Source organism: Pseudoalteromonas sp. J2K-J599 (assembly GCF_059295115.2).
The window spans coordinates 1,982,147-2,000,452 of record NZ_CM200271.1; the positions used below are offsets into that span (position 1 = coordinate 1,982,147).

15 protein-coding genes are annotated in these 18,306 nt (G+C 37.9%); 8 read left to right on the plus strand and 7 right to left on the minus strand.

Annotated elements, in window-relative coordinates; genetic code table 11:
* Positions 1–53: 53 nt before the first annotated feature.
* Both AC5NT5_RS09020 and AC5NT5_RS09025 read left to right on the plus strand, forming a co-directional pair.
* Complete coding sequence (locus AC5NT5_RS09020) at positions 54–1,211, plus strand: ribosomal protein uL16 3-hydroxylase (RefSeq protein WP_494512998.1); 1,158 nt, start codon at positions 54–56, stop codon at positions 1,209–1,211.
* A gap of 154 nt (positions 1,212–1,365) precedes the next feature.
* On the plus strand, positions 1,366–1,824 hold the full coding sequence (locus AC5NT5_RS09025; protein WP_494512997.1) for a GNAT family N-acetyltransferase: 459 nt from the start codon (positions 1,366–1,368) through the stop codon (positions 1,822–1,824).
* Positions 1,825–1,886: 62 nt separating this feature from the next.
* Here AC5NT5_RS09025 and AC5NT5_RS09030 read toward each other — a convergent pair whose 3' ends face one another.
* From AC5NT5_RS09030 to AC5NT5_RS09040, 3 genes are all read right to left on the minus strand, one after another.
* On the minus strand, positions 1,887–2,333 hold the full coding sequence (locus AC5NT5_RS09030; protein WP_024594685.1) for a DUF4826 family protein: 447 nt from the start codon (positions 2,331–2,333) through the stop codon (positions 1,887–1,889).
* Positions 2,334–2,450: 117 nt separating this feature from the next.
* On the minus strand, positions 2,451–3,854 hold the full coding sequence (locus AC5NT5_RS09035; RefSeq protein ID WP_182753554.1) for a M28 family peptidase: 1,404 nt from the start codon (positions 3,852–3,854) through the stop codon (positions 2,451–2,453).
* Between the two features lie 174 nt (positions 3,855–4,028).
* The gene (locus AC5NT5_RS09040) at positions 4,029–4,442 is read right to left on the minus strand and encodes a hypothetical protein (protein ID WP_182197906.1); all 414 of its coding nucleotides are present in this window, start codon (positions 4,440–4,442) and stop codon (positions 4,029–4,031) included.
* Positions 4,443–4,591: 149 nt separating this feature from the next.
* On the opposite strand from AC5NT5_RS09040, the gene AC5NT5_RS09045 reads away from it, so the two are divergent.
* Positions 4,592–5,389 (plus strand): class I SAM-dependent methyltransferase, encoded by a 798-nt coding sequence (locus tag AC5NT5_RS09045; RefSeq protein ID WP_494512995.1) that lies wholly within the window; start codon positions 4,592–4,594, stop codon positions 5,387–5,389.
* Between the two features lie 6 nt (positions 5,390–5,395).
* On the opposite strand, the gene AC5NT5_RS09050 is transcribed toward AC5NT5_RS09045, so the two are convergent.
* Complete coding sequence (locus AC5NT5_RS09050) at positions 5,396–5,800, minus strand: GFA family protein (RefSeq protein ID WP_494512994.1); 405 nt, start codon at positions 5,798–5,800, stop codon at positions 5,396–5,398.
* 223 nt (positions 5,801–6,023) lie between these two features.
* Between AC5NT5_RS09050 and AC5NT5_RS09055 the strand changes: the two genes are divergently transcribed.
* On the plus strand, positions 6,024–6,860 hold the full coding sequence (locus tag AC5NT5_RS09055) for a hypothetical protein (RefSeq protein ID WP_494512993.1): 837 nt from the start codon (positions 6,024–6,026) through the stop codon (positions 6,858–6,860).
* Between the two features lie 97 nt (positions 6,861–6,957).
* Positions 6,958–8,805: an ABC transporter ATP-binding protein gene (locus AC5NT5_RS09060; protein ID WP_494512992.1), complete on the plus strand. Its 1,848-nt coding sequence runs from the start codon at positions 6,958–6,960 to the stop codon at positions 8,803–8,805.
* A gap of 129 nt (positions 8,806–8,934) precedes the next feature.
* Here AC5NT5_RS09060 and AC5NT5_RS09065 read toward each other — a convergent pair whose 3' ends face one another.
* The 3 genes from AC5NT5_RS09065 to AC5NT5_RS09075 all read right to left on the minus strand — a co-directional run bounded on the left by AC5NT5_RS09065 (position 8,935) and on the right by AC5NT5_RS09075 (position 13,211).
* Complete coding sequence (locus AC5NT5_RS09065; RefSeq protein WP_002963227.1) at positions 8,935–9,354, minus strand: MAPEG family protein; 420 nt, start codon at positions 9,352–9,354, stop codon at positions 8,935–8,937.
* A 188-nt stretch (positions 9,355–9,542) separates the two neighbouring features.
* On the minus strand, positions 9,543–11,966 hold the full coding sequence (locus AC5NT5_RS09070; RefSeq protein ID WP_494512991.1) for a diguanylate cyclase: 2,424 nt from the start codon (positions 11,964–11,966) through the stop codon (positions 9,543–9,545).
* 141 nt (positions 11,967–12,107) lie between these two features.
* Positions 12,108–13,211: an endonuclease/exonuclease/phosphatase family protein gene (locus tag AC5NT5_RS09075; RefSeq protein ID WP_494513229.1), complete on the minus strand. Its 1,104-nt coding sequence runs from the start codon at positions 13,209–13,211 to the stop codon at positions 12,108–12,110.
* 506 nt (positions 13,212–13,717) lie between these two features.
* Here AC5NT5_RS09075 and AC5NT5_RS09080 point away from each other — a divergent pair.
* The 3 genes from AC5NT5_RS09080 (at position 13,718) to AC5NT5_RS09090 (ending at position 18,078) form a co-directional block, all read left to right on the plus strand.
* The gene (locus tag AC5NT5_RS09080) at positions 13,718–16,009 is read left to right on the plus strand and encodes a peptidase U32 family protein (protein ID WP_494512990.1); all 2,292 of its coding nucleotides are present in this window, start codon (positions 13,718–13,720) and stop codon (positions 16,007–16,009) included.
* 10 nt (positions 16,010–16,019) lie between these two features.
* Positions 16,020–16,679, plus strand: coding sequence for a glutathione S-transferase (locus AC5NT5_RS09085; RefSeq protein WP_494512989.1), 660 nt, complete (start codon positions 16,020–16,022; stop codon positions 16,677–16,679).
* Between the two features lie 136 nt (positions 16,680–16,815).
* Positions 16,816–18,078: a valine--pyruvate transaminase gene (locus AC5NT5_RS09090; protein WP_494512988.1), complete on the plus strand. Its 1,263-nt coding sequence runs from the start codon at positions 16,816–16,818 to the stop codon at positions 18,076–18,078.
* Positions 18,079–18,306: the final 228 nt, after the last annotated feature.

Genomic DNA, 18,306 nt, shown 5'->3' on the forward strand with positions numbered 1-18,306 from the left:
TCCTTTCGCTTTTTTTGTTTTAACCCCATTGCACTAACTAGTAGGCATAATGTATGTATCAATTAAAAATAAATAATTTGTCTGAGCAAGAGTTTTTAAGCCATTTTTGGCAAAAAAAGCCGCTTTTAATCAAACAAGGTTTTGCAGACTTTCAAGACCCACTTGATGCTAATGAACTTGCCGGCCTCGCAATGGAAGAAAGCATAGAGTCACGTATTATCACCAATCACAAAAATGATTGGCAAACCTACCAAGGTCCATTTGAAGACTTTGAGCAGTTAACAGACGATCATTCTACACTGCTCGTGCAAGCAGTTGATCACTGGCATAGCGAAGCTGCGCAACTACTAGAGCCATTTAGATTTATTCCAAACTGGCGCATAGATGATTTAATGATCAGCTACTCAACGCCTAATGGTGGTGTTGGCCCACACTTAGACCAATATGACGTGTTTATTATTCAAGGCGAAGGCAAACGTCATTGGCGCGTAGGGCTGCCCGATCCAACACTTAAGCAGTTCGCTCAAAACAAAAAATTATTGCAAGTAGAAGCATTTGAAGCCGTAATTGATTGCATATTAGAGCCAGGCGATATTTTATATATTCCACCAGGGTGCCCTCACGAAGGTTACGCCGTAGAAAACGCGCTCAATTATTCAGTTGGTTTTAGAGCGCCAAATCAACAAGATTTATTATCGTGCTTTGCCGATCATATTATTGATACCGAAAGCGGCCAAAAACGTTATACCGATCACAACATCACACTAAGAAAATCTAAAGGTGAACTTACAAGCCTTGAAGTTGATAAAGTTAAAACACTGATGGCAGCACTTTTAGAAAATGACGATTTATTTAAACAATGGTTAGGCTCAACGCTTAGTCAGCCAAAACATGAAATGGATTTAGCGCCAGTAGAGCCTCCATTTACGTCAGAGCAAATAGGCGATGATTTAAGTAATGAAGAAACAGTGTTTGAACGCTTAGGTGGCACACGCGCTATTTATCAGCAACTCGATACAGAAGTTTTACTAAGTGTAAATGGCGAAAATTACGCTATGCCGTTAACCGACTTAGCGGCGGTAAAACTACTTACCGATCATACTGAGTTTGAAACTTCAGCATTAAATTTAACAAACCCAAGTTTAGTTTTTACTCAAACTTTTACTACACTTGTTAATGAGGGGATCTGGTTTAATATAGACCACGAGTAATAATATCAATTATATTAATAATGATGAGCATTTTACAGCGTAAGATATTATGTATACAGGTCAGTTAAAATTTTTAATTTTCATCTGATATTGGCTTAAATAATTTTGCTGTGATTGCTTACTCATTCTAATTTGGTATCAATAGGAGTTTGCAATGGGCTATCTGGTTGATAAGGTTGAATGGGATATAAAAAAAGATATGCTACAAAAAATTCGAGAGCGAGTTTTTGTTTACGAGTTACATATCCCCAAACACATCGAATTTGATAGCCTAGATAAAATTGCATTACATGTACTTGTTACAGACGATGCAAACTGCCCAATAGCAACAGGTAGATTATGTAAAGATGGCTTAATCGGCAGAATAGCTGTATTACCTGAGCACCGTAATCGCAAAGTATATAAATCGCTTCTCAACTTTATTGTAGAATTAGCGTCAAACCAAGGTATTGAAGAAGTAAGCATTAATTGTATTTTAAATGAAGTAGAGCGTTTTAAGCGAAATGGCTTTATTCAGCAAGGGAATGTATTTATGGAGGCGGGAATTCCTAGGCAACGTATGCAATGCCCTGTTTCAGCGTTTAATACAACCCCCTTCACACTTCTCCATTAGATAAAGCAAAGGGCAATAAATAAGCTATCACCCTCTACTTTTTTACTTAACCCAAACTGTCGTTACTTTGCCTCATTTGCCCACAGCGGTTCATTATCATACATTTCGTACAAGCCATGTGCTCTATTTATAAGTAAGTTAGCAAAGTCTACCTGTGTTTTATCACGCGCGCCTGTACTCATAATCTGATCCGCTTTTAATTGCCACTGCAAAGAAAAGTAACGCATTGCATCACGAGCATCTGTAGCTGCACTTACCTCAGCATGATCTGTAGGTAACCGCCCTGTTACTACCCAATATGTTTTACCGTTCTGTGCTTTAAATTTCCACATTGCACAAAGTGGTGCTAAAAACCGACTGTCTTTATCAACTACTGATTTTGGCATAATGCCCTTTTCGGCTAAATGCTTTTGCGCTGTTTGAAAACATTCGCGTTGCCACTGCATTCTTTGCTCATCAGTTATAACTTGTTCTTTTGCTGTTAACGGCTTTTTTTCTTGTTGCTGCATTTTTATTAACCTTTTACTTCTTTTTTAACACTCTAAGGGCTTAGTAAATAAGGTGCAAGTATAAAACGGTCATTTGCACCTTAAAGCGCTCTGTTTGCTGTGTTTTTAGCCAAACTATTATTTTATATTGTGATCAAATGAACCCACATCACCCGGAAATACTACTGGCGACTCAACACCGTCTTTACTAACAGAGGCTACACCAAAGTAATAATTATCAATCACTACGTTTTTAAGTGTGTACTGTGAAACCTTACCAACGTATTTACTAAACTGCCATTGCGGCTCGCTCGTGTAACGCCAATAAATTTTATAGCCAGCAATATTTTCATCATTGCTTTGTTGCCATGAAAACGATGTATCAGCTGTAACAGCTCCCTTTATTTTAACTTCTTTTGGCGGTGCGGGCGCCCACGCCATAGATGCCATAGTTACCGCATTAAGTGAAGTTAACTTAGCTGTATAATCAAAATCAACGCCTTCAATTGTATCGCCATACTCAACGCCATTTTCAGTGCGTAAATCTTGATGCTGACGATCGTAGTGCTCGTTAGTTTCCATAATACGCACGGCTGCAAAACCTGCATCATTAAATGGACGATGATGCCCACCACGGCCAAATCTATCTAATCGATATACAAGCATTGTATCTAAGTTAGGAATGTATCTGTCAGCAATAGTATCTATGTAACGAGCTAAATTTCGACTCGCCGAATCAACTTCACCACCCGTAAAGCGGCGAGTATTGGCTTGCTCTTTTGTTTCTACAACACGGGTACCTTCTGAAAATATACGCGCAGTTGTATTATCAGTTACCCCATTAATACCGGTAATATTGCCAATCATATCGTTGTTTAAAACGCCATGAACTTGCCAGTCATGCTTTTGCGCATAAGCCGTTAATATTTTTCCACCAAACAAACCCTGCTCTTCGCCCGAAAGCGCCGCGTAAACTACCGAACCATTAAATTTGTATTTACTTAAAACACGGGCAGCTTCAATTACTCCCGCCACACCTGATGCATTATCATTTGCCCCAGGTGAATCACTCGTAAAGTCCATAACATCACTCACACGAGAATCTATATCACCCGACATAATCACCATGCGATTAGGCTCGCTTGACCCTCGTTGAATAGCCACAATGTTAACAACTTCAACAGGATTAGGAATGCGCTTTTCGCCCGATATAGTGTCCTTTACTTCAATAATTTCCAAACAACCGCCACACTGCGCGGATATTTTTTCAAATTCATTTTTTATCCAGCGCCTAGCCGCACCAATGCCTCGAGTATCCGATTTAGTTTCTGAAAGCGTATGGCGAGTACCAAAATCCACCAGCGTTTGAATGTCACTACCAATACGTTCGGCTGATACTTGAGCTGCTATATCATGTAATTTTTGCTGTTCTGTGTATTGAAGTTGTGTTTTCCCATGTGCTGATAATGCAAGTGTGCAGGCGCCTGCAATTGCAGTAAATTTAAGTAACGTTGTTGTGATTTTCAAAGGTGTTTTAAGCATCTATTAGCTCCTAATTATTATAGTGTAACCATTACTTAACTAAGGTTTTATGGCAATACATTTGAGGTAGATGTAGAAAGGATCACGCTAAAGCGCATTTACAAGAGGTTATTAGGATAGTAAAAAGCCCACTACCTTTTATAGGTACTGGGCCAAAATTTATTATGCATACTTTTAATGAGTAGTTTTAATATCAAATTCTTTCAAAAAGGCCTCATGTCCTCCTAAGCTAGCAAGCACACCAGCAGAAAACATAAATATTAATACAAATGCTAAACAGCTCAAAAACTCCGAACTATTTTCAGGATTAATATAGTAGTTAAGTAAAAAACCACTCAATACACCTATAAAAGCTATTTTGCTAAATAAAAAGTAACTCGGGATCTCAAATGCCCAAACAGAGGTATTGTTTACAAACTGCCTATATCCATACGTCATAAAAGCCAACATACCAACAATACTAATTGCAAAAGTAGACACTGTGGTTAACACGCTCATATTTTTATAAATAAGCACATACCCTAATCGTAAAGAATAGATAAATACCGCAAACCACGCTAAAACAGCAGGCCCTAGAATCAACCCCATTTCCAATCCTTGAATAACGTCTAAGTAATTAATTGCTAATACAATATTATATTTAGAGGTTAAATTACAAACCTTGTTACACAATAATCTATAAAAAAATGCGATTTTCGTGGCACACTGTAATTGTGTATACATTAATAGTTTAAGTTATGCGTCAGCTAAAAGAAGATACAATTAAAAGTAACCTTATTGAGTCGCAGCAAAGTGCATACGGCCCAGTATGCGTGTATCAAAACAAAGAATACCGTTGGTTAACGCTTGCACAAAAAACCAATGAAGATATAACAATTCAAGGCGTTATGAACCTTATACACCCTGAGCAAGTAATAGTGCCTGTAAACCAATGTATGATGTTATTTTTACTTAAACCAGTAGATACACTAAATATATTAAATTTAGGTTTAGGCACGGCAGGGTTTGAGCGAATTATGTATCACTTACAAAGTAATACGCCTTACATAAACACCATCAATACATTTAACACGGTAGAAATAAACCCAAGCATTGCCTTAATTGCAGCCCAGCACTTTAAGTTACCAATTAAGCACAGCAGCTATTTACAATGCGCCGAGCAATATATTACCCAATGCACTGATCACTTTAACGTAATCACTATCGATATTTTTAGTGGTGAATGTCATCAGCCTTTTTTAACCAGCGATAGCTTTTGGCAAAATATAAATCGCTGCAGTGAGCAAAATACGCAAGTAATCATTAATTTAAACCCACAAACAGGCCAAGAGCTGCAAATGCTTTTAGTACTTTTAAGACAACACTTTAAGTGCTTAGCGATAATAGAGTTTAACGAATACAAAAATATAGTCATCATACTAAGCCAGCAAACATTAATGCATATAAACGTTGATGAAATACAAAACTCACCGGTGTTTATAAACTTTGCGCCAGACCTTTATAAAAGTATTAACAGCATTTACCACATTGAATAAAACGCTTTATCGACCAGGTTCATGTTTTTCATAGCACGGTAAGCTTGTTTCGAGCTGCTCCCAGTTAGCTTTAGACGTAACAAAATTATGCGATAATACCTGCTCAGTAATATCGGTATCGAATATTCCTAAACGAATTCGTATTCTGCTTTTGTCATCACTGTTGCTACTGTAAACAGGCGAGCCACAACATCTACAAAAATAACGTGTGCGCCCTGCTTTAAAACTATATTCACTGAGTCGTTCTTGACCTTTTGTTATTGTAAAGTCACTTGTATTTACAAAGCCATTGGTTGCAAATGCAGTCCCGCTGTTTTTTCTGCACAGTGAACAATGACAATGAATAATGCTGGTTATACTGCCCGACACTTCAACGTTTACTTCACCACACAAACACGAACCCGTATACATATAACATCCTAACTATTAAATTATTTTTATACTCAGTTAAAATTTGCTGAGTTGATTTTATAAATACAATAACAACATTATATTTCTCAGCTCTATTAAACCATAACTTTTGTTTTAGTGATTGACATAAAAAAATTAAATTGGTTATATAGTTATTAATAAAAAGCTATAGCCAAAATTAAAATTGGTTAACCAAATATCAATAATATTGCGAGAGCCAATTATGCATTCCAAACACATTTTAATTCTTTGCTTATTCAGCGCGCTATCTGCGTGTTCAAACATTCACAAAAATACATCGAGCGATTGGCTACTTATTGATGACTTTGAAAATTCACTTAGCAAGTGGCAAAGTGTCGATACCCAAAATGAAACTAAGCCACAGGTTAAAAATCCACAAATAACAGTTATACAATCAGAACAAGCAAACTCATCAATAAATCATTATTTACTAAAAAAGCCTGCGGCTGAGGGCATTGTAGGAAATCGTAAAGCGCTTTCTTATACAAAACTTCCACAAGCGGTTGAAGTTGGTGCAACCTACACATTTTATATGCGTATAAACGTGGCTGCGTTTCCTAATAACCATGCTTTTGGATTGAGTAACCTTACTCCAGCGCTAATAAATAAACATGCGTACGATGCGTTTGAGCCAACACTTCGCGTAACCGATAAAACAGAATCAAACGGGTTTGTAAACGATGGCGCTTTAATGGTTAAAACCGACAGCGGATATAGCAACATTCAAAACTACACTACAAACCAGTCAGCTAAACCTCTGCAAACAAATACTTGGTACGACGTATGGTACGTTGTTAATAACGCAGCAGCCTCAGAGCAAGGTCAGCAATATGATGTTTACGTAAAAGGTGGTGAGTTTAACAGTCAAACGCTGGTATATAAAAATGCACAATTTAGAATGAAGCGCGAACAACCTCTTATATACTTTTTAGCAAACTGTAATACAGGCCCAATTAAAAAGCCTTACGGAAATGGTGGTCTCAGATATGACGACTTATACATGAGCGAAGGAATAAACCTAAGTAACCCAACGCAATAAATAAGAATAATACCCATAATTAATGCCCCACAAACCTGCATTTAAAAATACTTAAATGGTATGATACTAGTCATTATTTGCCATTTAAGTTTTTAAAATGTATCGATTATTTGAAAAAATGACAAAAGCATTTCCTGAGGATCAACCTACTCAGCCGCCTTCGACTTTATTTGCTTTTTGTCGCCACTACACCAAAGGAATGGAACTGTCGTTGCTGCTTATGTCAATCAGTGCCGCCATGCTCGCTATTTTAGAGGTTTCTTTATTTAGCTATATGGGGCAGCTTGTTGATTGGTTAACAGCCTACACGCCCGAAACCTTGTTTGTAGAGCAAAAGTCAGAGCTTATTAAAATGGCTGTCATGCTGCTATTAGTATTGCCCGTAGTCGTATTTTTTCATTCTGCTATTTTGCACCAAGCATTGCTTGGCAATTACCCTATGTCGATTCGCTGGTTAGCGCATCGTTATTTACTGCGCCAAAGTGTTAGCTTTTATCAAAATGAATTTGCAGGAAGAATAGCCACCAAAGTACTGCAAACTTCTTTAGCCGTTCGCGAAACAGTGACCAAACTACTCGATGTATTAATGTATATAGTGGTTTATTTTGGCTCAATGGTATTTTTAGTTGCCGAAGCCGATTGGCGCTTAATGATCCCTTTATTAGTTTGGTTGGTTTTATACATTTGCGTGCAACTTTACTTTGTACCGCGCCTTAAAAAAATTGCCAGCTCACAAGCCGATGCGCGCTCAGAAATGACCGGCCGTATTGTTGATAGTTACACTAACATTTCAACTATTAAATTGTTTTCGTATACCCAGCGTGAAGAGCAATACGCAAAACAAAGCATGGATGTATTTTTACAGCCTGTGTACAAGCAAATGCGCTTAGTAACCAGCTTAAACTTTGTTATTCAAAGCTTAAATTACCTATTAGTATTTTCGGTTGCCGCTGTATCACTTTATTTATGGTCACTTAGTGCAATTAGCGCCGGCGCCATTGCAGTTGCTGTTAGCTTAGCGCTCAGATTAAACGGTATGGCGCAGTGGATCATGTGGGAAATAAGCAGCTTGTTCGAAAACATTGGCACCGTAGCCGATGGCATGAAAACACTGTCAAACCCTATCGAAGTTGCCGATAAACCAAACGCCGATACACTTAACGTAAGCCAAGGTGCTATTGAGTTTAACAACGTACACTTTAACTACGGCAAAGCTGCAAACGAGACTAATCGCAGCCCAGTAATGAACGGATTAAACTTAAACATTAAACCTGGCGAAAAAATTGGTTTAGTCGGTCGCTCTGGCGCGGGTAAATCAACACTTGTTAACTTATTACTGCGTTTTTATGATACCGACTCTGGAACAATAAAAATTGATGGGCAAAACATCACGGACGTAAGCCAAGAAAGCCTACGCAGATATATAGCCATGGTAACGCAAGATACCTCCTTGCTTCATCGCTCAGTAAAAGACAACATTTTGTACGGTCGCCCCGATGCAACCCACGATGAGATGATTAACGCGACCAAACAAGCTAAGGCACTTGAGTTTATAAACGACTTGGTAGATAGCAAAGGTAACAAAGGCTTTGATGCACAAGTGGGCGAACGCGGTGTTACGCTTTCGGGCGGTCAGCGCCAACGTATTGCTATTGCACGTGTGCTACTTAAAAATGCACCCATACTTATACTCGACGAAGCCACCAGCGCACTCGACTCAGAAGTAGAAGCCGCAATTCAGGCAAGCCTTGATGACTTAATGACAGGTAAAACAGTTATTGCCATAGCGCACAGGCTATCAACCATTGCACAAATGGACAGATTAATTGTACTTGATGACGGCGGCGTAGTTGAGCAAGGCACTCATGAAGAACTAATAGCTAAGGGTGGAATATACGCAGCTCTATGGACACACCAAACAGGCGGGTTTATAGGCATCGATTAACCATTAATATTGCCCTACTGTAGACGTGGTTTATATTCCGCTGCTACTTAAACAAAAAAGCGAAGATGCCTTAGAGGCTCTTCGCTTTTTTGTTTACCGTTATAAATAAATTTTATAACTTTTTATAAATTAAGAGATTAGCCTTAACCCTATCATTATCAGCATAACCACATTAGCTAGCACACCAATTAAAAAGAAGTAACTACGTGGGCTTGGGTTTTTCTCCGTTGCAATAGCGTAGTACAGCGCCATATGAATTAAACGCGCAATTAAGTACACCCAAATACACATTGCAAAAATCGGGCTTTGATAATTAATTACAAACGCAAATAACACCGTACCTATAAATAATGCACTGTTTTCAAGCGTATTATGAAACGTACGATGTGCTCTAAATATAAAGCTGTCGTGTGATAAATCCTCGTCAATTTTACCTGGTACAGCATTTGGTTCTTTAGCTTTGCTAAACGTAGCCACAGCCCACTGTACAAGCAACATAATTAAATAGAGGTAAAATGCCAAATAGGCCGAAAGTGCAACTTCAGTCATTATTAAATCCCTTGTTTTGTTTTTAACTTAGTATTGATTGCAATTTTAAAGCCTAAGTTAATACACTGATATTCAAAGGGTTAATTTAATAAGCTTAATTACATATGTAAGTAACACACAGCGCTATATAAAATTTACTTGTTATAATTTTAAAAATAACATCAAAACTAAACTGTATACTGCTGGGTTTACTCCGATCTAAAAAGTTTAAACTCTTCTAGCGAAGCATCCCATAACGCTACCTGATTACGCCCCAAGGACTTAGCCTCATAAAGAGCTAAATCAGCCTGTTCAATCAACTCAGAGGGTGTTCTGGCTTTAAATTTAATAGACGTAACCCCAAAACTACACGTAACAGGAATATCATCAAATGTCGCTTTTTCAACTTTAATACGAATAGCCTCAGCTATATGTATTGCTTGCTCTGGAGTTGTGTTGGGTAAAATAATACAAAATTCTTCGCCACCAAAACGGGCCACGCTATCACTTTTACGTATATTAGCTTGTAAAAGTTCGGCTACGCCACAAAGTACTGTGTCGCCAATGCTATGCCCATAGGTGTCGTTAACGCTTTTAAAATGGTCAATATCGACCATTAAAATACAGTACTCTTCAATCTGAGGTAAATCCAAAAAGTCGCGATTCATAACCTCAAATAAAATACGACGGTTATAACAATTGGTTAAAGGGTCTCTTGCTGCCAAGTAGTCTAACTCTTCATTACGTTTTTTAGAGGCAATAAAACTCCTATAAACCAGTAGTACAGTAGTTAAACAAGCGGCTAATAAAAATGCGAGCGCAATGCTGGCGTATTTATTCTTTGAAAGTTCAAGCTCTGATATAACTCTAGCTTGGGCGGCAATTTCAATTTGATTATTTTTCTTTTCAAGCTCAAGCTGATGGCGTTTTTCTTTTTCTCGTAACGTCTCAAGCTCTGTTTCCATTTTGTGCGAATGTAAATGTGCTTTTTCAAGCGCTAACTTATCTTCATTTCTTTCATTTTGAATAATATTGGTTAGGGCTATTTCTTCTTCTGCATAACGAAGTGACTCTTCTATACGACCACGCAATTTCTCTGCTATTCGAATTTCCCGATAGGCATATAGCATATGTAACTTATCATCTATTTCGGTTGATAAAGCGAGTGACCTTTTTAGTAAAGAAATCGCCTCATTTGTATCAATACCAATTAAAATGGCCGCAAGCGCAGTAAGCGACTTTATCTCATAAAGTTTACCACCTGTTTCTCTGGCAAACGACAATGACTCTTTGTAATACTCTATAGCTTTGTTGTTATTTCCTTGAGCACGATAAATATTACCAATAATACGTGCTGTTGTAGAAATGTTCGATGTAAGATTTTTGTTTTTATAAATGATATAAGCTTTTTTAGCATATTTCATCGCTGATGCTAAGTCGCCAGATTCGAGGTTAATAACAGCCATTTCTCTTAGAGCTGATGCGAGCGTTTTTTCCTCAACCATACCTGTTGGCAAATCGATAGTTATTTGATAGAAAAATTCGGCCTGATCAAACTGCCTTAATCGTGTATATACCAGTCCCATTTGATTTGATGTTTTAGCAATCCCAAGCATGTTATTTACTTTTTTATAATATAAATATGCCTGATTTATATGCTTAAGTGATTTTTCATAAAGATTAATATGACGATAAATAATACCCGCCCCTAGTAATGCTTTAGCAAAGCCCACAGGATCGTCAATCTCTTTATGTATTTCTAATGCGCGAGTGGAGTAATCAAGGGCTAAAACTAAGTTATCTAAATAACGGTGTGCTTCTGCTAGTGTATTTAAAGTACGCGCCATTAGCTTTAAATCACCTAAACTTGTGTATATCTCTAAAGCTTTTGTATAAAAGTGAGCCGTTTGCTCTCTATTTTTGAGACGTTTGTACGACTGAGCTAATTTTTTATACGTTTCACCTAACTGTCTTTGTATTAATTCATCTTCTTCAACAAGGTATTTTAAAGCAGATGTATATTGCGCGTTCGCGTTGTTGTATTTTTTTTGATCATAAAACGAATCCCCCTTAGTGAGTAGCACTTGCGCTATAAAAAAGTCATCGCCATACACAAGAGTTGTTGGTAATAAAGTTTCAATGCGGGTAGTAAGTTCGTCATAACGTTTTTCTTCTAATAATATATTTATATAATTAATAGACGCCTTTATTTGGTTTCGTGAATCATTTAATTTGCTGTAGTAATCAGAGGATTGTAAAAAGTGCTCGAGCGATTCATTAATATTGTTATTTTTTTTATTCGCCCTACCTAGCAAGTTATGTAATTTTGCGCTGAGTAACGTGTCATCGGCGTTTTGCGCTTGTAACAACAACGACTTACTTAGTTCAATACTTGTTATAACGTCAGTATCTATAAGTAATTCAGCTCTTTTTAGCAGCCCTGCAGTAGATTCATTAGTTAAACTGTACGAAGTGGTTTCTTGTGCGTAAGTGCTACTTAGGCTAATAAACAAAGCAAAAAGCGAAGCTTTTACTAAAAATATAAAATTATTAATTCGCTTTACAATGAAGCTATGTATTTGCGAAGGTAAATCCATATTTTGCTGATGATTCGAGTAGGTATAAAATTCCATATTTACCATTTTAGTAATTTATTATTAATACAATGCAAAAGACTGGTGATAAAATATACAAACCGTCGCAATACATCAAGTATTGCTGCTATATGAATACTTTTAATTTATAATTTAAGCATAATTATGCGTAGAGTAAGCCTAGCTCCTTAGTTTTAGTGTAACTAACACAATACCATGATCAGTACTTAAATCATCGCGCTCGAATTCGGGGTTAATTAAGTGACGATCATAAGTATTATACTCAATCACCTCAAAAAAACTGCCAAGGTAGCTGGCATCAAACTCACATGATAATAAAATATAATCAAGAACGGAGCTGCTCGCGCCATAATAATGTGTTGGTGCTCTTAAGGGCATAAGCTTAGTTGCATTAACATTTTTTGCTTCGTTTTCATCAGCTAAATCAAAAATGCTATTGCTTTCACTATCGCTTATTTCATCGCTAGCCATTGCCCCACCATTAAATAGTTCATCTTCGCTTAGCTGCGACTTAACAAACAAATCCCATGAATCATTTAAACAATATTTAGCGAGGTAGGTTTTAGCATCAAATGCAGGTGCAAAGCGTAGCGTACTCGTTAGTAAATGGCTTAATACGCCATCCGCAAGTTCATTATTAAAGTCCCCCATTAATATCATGGGTTGTTGCGTAGCTTCGCGACGGGCAATCATTTGTATCATTAGTAATGTAGCTTCACTGCCACGCTGAATAGTTGAGCCCCACCCACCCGCTACATTCGCTTTTAAAATTTCAATTATGTTTTGCTCGGGTGTAAGCTCTTTATTATGCTCATCGACATTAATCATTGGGCGCTTAGATTTAAAATGCACCACGTAACAATCGGTATTACCTATATGCGGCAGCGTTATAGTTGCTCTTAGTACTTTACGACTAAAAGTAAACTCACTATTAAGGCCAAGCGCATTTGCAAGCTCACTATCGTGCTCAACCGCTGCTACTTCAACTATGGGGTATTTAGAGGCGATTGCCACTACAGGGCGTTTATAAATAAAGTCATCAATCACCTCTGGCGTATCAACTACAGCAAAGTAATTATAACCTTGCTCGCCTACTAGCTCTTTTAATGAGTCAGTGCTAAACACTTCCTGAAAACCAATCACATCAGGGGCATGTTCTGTTAAGTAATCAACAATCCAACGCTGCTTTTTAGCCCACTGCTGCGCGGTATAAATTTTCTCAAACTCATAGTATGCATTGGGCGGCTCAAGATAGTTAAACAGATTAAATGTGGCTATTTTTAGTTGGGTGTTAATAATTCCAGATTCATCACTGTTTAAATCTGTATCTAACTGTTTAAGATCTTGATTGCTGATGGGGTTCGCCTAAGTAAAGTTGAAAGTTTTGCTGGCTTATAAACTATCATTTTATTACATGTTTACGTAATAAATCAGCCAGCTTAATTGTAATTTTATACACTCTTTTACTTTATACCAATCCGCAATAATACTTAATCATTTTGCGGGGCTAAACGTGTCGCTACCTGTGTTAAAAAATCCTCATTTACGACTGCATGGATGCAGAAGGTAGAGCAATGCAGGAGCAATTGCCGAGAACAACTAAATAGCGAATTTTTTGCCTAGCTATCAACACGTTTTTCCAGCCTCAAAATAGATCACTTAATTAAGCGAATTGGTATTAGTCTTTATTATATCCCTCAATAAATAGCATTAACGTGCTTAACCATATAAAATTCGCGGCAATTAAATATGAGCGAAGCGACATTGTAATGAGTAGAAAGATTGAACTATTAGCCCCAGGCGGTGATGTTAACGCAGTAAAAGCCGCCATTGTAGCCGGTGCTAATGCGGTTTATTGTGGATTAGATACCTTTAATGCACGTAACCGAGCGTCTAATCTTTCGTTTGATGAGCTTAACGGCGCACTTCGCCTAGCCCATGAATACGGCTGTGAAATATTTTTAACACTTAATGTAGTTATATTAGAGCACGAAATAGGCGCGCTATTTAAGCTACTTAACCAACTCGTAAATACCACGCTCGATGGCATTATTGTGCAAGATTTAGGGTTGTTCAATATAGTTAAAAAGCACTTTCCTACTTTGCATATTCACGCATCAACTCAGTTAACCACCCATAACGAATCACAGGTTGAGTTTTTAGCGCGCATTGGCGCTACACGTGTAAATTTATCGCGCGAGCTTAACTTAACTGAAATTAAAATACTGACCGATGTAGCGCACAAATGCGATGTATTGACCGAGGTGTTTGTACATGGTGCATTGTGTATTGCGTTTTCGGGGCAATGTTATTCAAGCTCAGTAAGTGTGGGTAACTCAGGTAACCGTGGTCGTTGCTCACAAGCATGTCGTGATGAATACGAGCCAACGGCTATGGGTAACAAACATCCGTTAAACTTAAAAGACAATTCAGCCTATTTTGATTTGCCAGAGCTGGTAGCCGCAGGTGTTGACTCGTTAAAAGTAGAAGGCCGCATTAAAGGTGCTAACTACGTACATACCGTTATTGATAGCTGGCGCAAACAAATAGATACCTTTGTACAAACAGGTAATTTAATTGAAGATGATTCAAGCTTATACAAAGTATTTAACCGTAATTTTACTAATAAGTTTTTGCAAGGTGACATGACAAAAAACATGTTTACCGACAACCCGCGCGACCATAGCTTTGATCACGCTAACGAAAAGAGTAACGCGATTTCGGTTGTGCAAATTTACGATGCACAACAAGAGCTCGCCGCAGAAAAAAATGACATTGATACGTTAGTTAAAAAGAAGATTGAGTTTTTAGATATTTCAAAACGAGAACTACGCTTTGAGTTTACAGGCCAATTAAACCAGCCATTTACAGTAACACTGACAATAAACGATAAACACAACAACACCCTAGCAGAGCAAAGCGCCCTTCAACCTCTACGCTTTGAAGTTCAATCGCAAATGCCTATGCAAACCGCCGATAAATCGGTTGTTGATATTGCTGCCATTGATAAGCGCTTTAAAACGTTTAGTAATGCCAATTTTGAAATTAAAAATATGGATTACTCAAACTTAGGCAACAACTTAAGCATTCCGTTTAAAGAGCTTGCCCGTATTAAGAAGCAAGTCGCGTTTTTATTAAACGAAGGCAAAGACGTCCTCGCCCCTGTTGAACTGCCAAAACTAGTAAACCACCCTAAAGCCGATAACAAAACAACACTCTCTATTTTAATATCGGACATAAAAGACGTTCACCTATGCGATTTAACAGGTGGCGATGTTTACTTTAAATTACCAGAGAGCTTTAGAACCGATAACGATAAATACATTAATGTATTTTTAGAGCACCCACAGTTAATTCCGTGGTTTCCGGCGGTATTAATTGGTAAAGATTTTGAAGAAGCGGTACGTTTGCTCGAGGTTGTAAAACCTAAGCTTATTATTAGTAACAACACAGGCGTTGCATTTAAAGCAGTACAAATGGGTATTGACTGGATTGCAGGCCCGTTGTTAAACACCACAAACTCTTATGCGTTACTAACACTACAAGAAGATTTAAACGCAAAAGGCGCGTTTATTTCAAACGAAATAAACAAACCACAAATGCGTAATATTAAACGCCCTAACAACTTTAAAATGATGTACAGCATTTATCACCCAATACTAATGATGACCAGCCGCCAGTGTTTTTTCCAGCAAACCGTTGGCTGTAAAAAACCACGTATTGATGCCAGCTGTATGCTGAGCTGTAAAAAGGAAACAACCGTTACCAATGTTAAAGGCATTAGTTTTGCCATTGATAAACAAAAAGGCGGCTACCCGAGCATTTATAATCATGAGCAATTTTTAAATATGGATATTGTGACCGATTATGCCGATAAGTTTGACGAGTTCATGATTGATTTAACTGACATTGGTTCAGGCGATAAAGAAAAACTGGATAAAGCCGTGTTACTTGCGCATTTTCAAGATTTAATTAACGGGCAAACACAAGCGGTTGAACACTTAAATAGCTTGGTTAAAGTACAAACCCGTCAGCAGTATGTTGAAGGCCTAAACAGCTAAGGTAACTAACATGACATTGCCATTATTATATTCATTACAACACTGCCCATACGCAATGCGTGCACGAATGGGTATTTTAATGGCAGATCAACACGTGCTACTACGCGCTATAAAAACTAAAAATAAACCGCCGCATCTTTTGCAAATATCGCCAAAAGGCACTGTGCCTGTTTTATTACTACCTAACAACCAAGTTATAGATGAAAGCCTAGACATTATGCTGTGGGCTTTAAAGCAAAACGATCCGCATAATTTACTGCATACTCAAGACCCATTAGCACTTGAGCGCATGCTTGAGTTAATTAAGCTAAACGATATGCAATTTAAACCTGTGCTCGAAAAGTACAAATTTTATGCGCGTACAAAAGACATGGCACAAATTTATTACCAAAAAGCCTGCGAAGAGTTTATTAAGCAATTTGAAGCAAAACTAGCCACCCATAAATACTTAATAGGCGATGAAAAAAGTCTAGCCGATTATGCCCTGCTGCCATTTATTAGACAGTTTGCCCGTGTAGATAAACATTGGTACTTACAAAGTGAATACACGCATGTTCGCGCATGGTTAAACGAGTTTTTACACGCCCCCATGTTTACCAAAGTTATGGCCAAATTTGATTTGTATATGGACTGCGGCGAAGAGTTTTTATACGGCGTTAAAAAGTCTTAACTTAGCCTTTGTTTTATAAGGAATTACATTACTTTAACTAGCTGTAAATCTTAGCATTGAATTATTCTCATCATCGGATTTAAGCCCTATATTTACGCTATACTGCCCTCCCCATTATTAACAAACGCTATGCATTATGAACTACTCAAACTTTGGCACTAAATTTACACAACCCAACGGCATTACCCAATTAATGGAAGACTTAGGCGGGGCTAAAAACAGTAACAATCCAAATATTGTTATGCTGGGTGGCGGTAATCCCGCATTAGTACCACAAGTAAATGAGGTTTTTTTAAGTGAATTACAAAAGCTTGTTGCCAGCAATAAAGTATCGCAGGTGTTTGGCCTTTACGATGGCCCAACCGGTAACGACGAGTTTAGAGCCGCATTAGCTGGCCAGCTAAGTAAAGAGTACGCATGGGATATTAGCGCCGATAACGTAGCACTTGGCAATGGCAGCCAAGCTAACTTTTTTGTGCTGTTTAATATGTTGGCAGGCGAAATGCCGGATGGCAGCCATAAAAAGATTTTATTTCCCCTTGCGCCAGAGTACATAGGTTATGCCGATCAAGGTTTATCGGCTGATATGTTTGTTGCCATAAAACCTGATATCGAAATTTTGAATACAGGCAGCACATCAAAACAGTTTAAATACGTCATTGATTTTAAAGCAGTTGAAAAAACACTAGCAAACGACAGCAGCATAAGCGCGCTGTGCGTATCACGCCCTACTAACCCAACAGGTAATGTAATTACTGATGATGAAGTAAAACACCTTGATTTGCTCGCTAAGCAATATGGTATTCCACTCATTATTGATAACGCATATGGCGACCCGTTTCCAGGTTGTATTTACACCGATGCAAACCTAACGTGGAACTCAAACATTATTTTATGTATGTCACTTTCAAAACTGGGCCTACCGGGTTTACGCAGCGGTATTGTGGTTGCCAATAATGAGATTATTAAAGCAATTGGCCGCGTAAACGGCAGCATGGTTTTATCGCCAAATAGTATTGGCCCAAGCTTAGTGACACGCTTAATTAACGACAACGAACTACTACCACTGTGCCGCAACGTTGTACTGCCTTTTTATCGTAAAAAAGCACAAATCGCGATTGAATTGTTTGACGAAGTGTTTGCCGAACTGCCTGTTTATTTGCACAAAGTTGAAGGTGCATTTTTTATGTGGCTGTGGTTTAAAGATACAAAAATAACAAGCGAGGTATTGTATCAACAACTTAAAGAGCAAGACGTGTATGTGATCCCTGGTCATAACTTTTTTATCGGCATTGACGATGATTGGGCGCACAAGCACGAGTGTATCCGTATTAACTATGCTACCGATGCAGATACCCTAAAAAAAGGCTTAGAAGCGATTAAAAGCCTAATAAAGTAAATATACTGATGCCGATATAAATATCGGCATCAGTATATTTAATTCGCTTATACGTTCGTTTAAAATTTACGCAAACACATTCTATCCCCTTTAAATTTATATATAAATTGGTATCCTACGCGACCTTTTTTAGCATATGCTTATAAAAAAGAACCAGTCAAGGAGCGACTATCGCTGCAGGGCACTTATTTTAAGTGGCAGCAATAACACAACAGGCATCGCGTATAA

Coding starts and splice junctions, on each gene's coding strand:
- AC5NT5_RS09020 (WP_494512998.1), top strand. CDS start 54: ATGTATCAATTAAAAATAAATAATTTGTCTGAGCAAGAGTTTTTAAGC.
- AC5NT5_RS09025 (WP_494512997.1), top strand. CDS start 1,366: ATGGGCTATCTGGTTGATAAGGTTGAATGGGATATAAAAAAAGATATG.
- AC5NT5_RS09030 (WP_024594685.1), bottom strand. CDS start 2,333: ATGCAGCAACAAGAAAAAAAGCCGTTAACAGCAAAAGAACAAGTTATA.
- AC5NT5_RS09035 (WP_182753554.1), bottom strand. CDS start 3,854: ATGCTTAAAACACCTTTGAAAATCACAACAACGTTACTTAAATTTACT.
- AC5NT5_RS09040 (WP_182197906.1), bottom strand. CDS start 4,442: ATGGGGTTGATTCTAGGGCCTGCTGTTTTAGCGTGGTTTGCGGTATTT.
- AC5NT5_RS09045 (WP_494512995.1), top strand. CDS start 4,592: ATGCGTCAGCTAAAAGAAGATACAATTAAAAGTAACCTTATTGAGTCG.
- AC5NT5_RS09050 (WP_494512994.1), bottom strand. CDS start 5,800: ATGTATACGGGTTCGTGTTTGTGTGGTGAAGTAAACGTTGAAGTGTCG.
- AC5NT5_RS09055 (WP_494512993.1), top strand. CDS start 6,024: ATGCATTCCAAACACATTTTAATTCTTTGCTTATTCAGCGCGCTATCT.
- AC5NT5_RS09060 (WP_494512992.1), top strand. CDS start 6,958: ATGTATCGATTATTTGAAAAAATGACAAAAGCATTTCCTGAGGATCAA.
- AC5NT5_RS09065 (WP_002963227.1), bottom strand. CDS start 9,354: ATGACTGAAGTTGCACTTTCGGCCTATTTGGCATTTTACCTCTATTTA.
- AC5NT5_RS09070 (WP_494512991.1), bottom strand. CDS start 11,966: ATGGAATTTTATACCTACTCGAATCATCAGCAAAATATGGATTTACCT.
- AC5NT5_RS09080 (WP_494512990.1), top strand. CDS start 13,718: ATGAGTAGAAAGATTGAACTATTAGCCCCAGGCGGTGATGTTAACGCA.
- AC5NT5_RS09085 (WP_494512989.1), top strand. CDS start 16,020: ATGACATTGCCATTATTATATTCATTACAACACTGCCCATACGCAATG.
- AC5NT5_RS09090 (WP_494512988.1), top strand. CDS start 16,816: ATGAACTACTCAAACTTTGGCACTAAATTTACACAACCCAACGGCATT.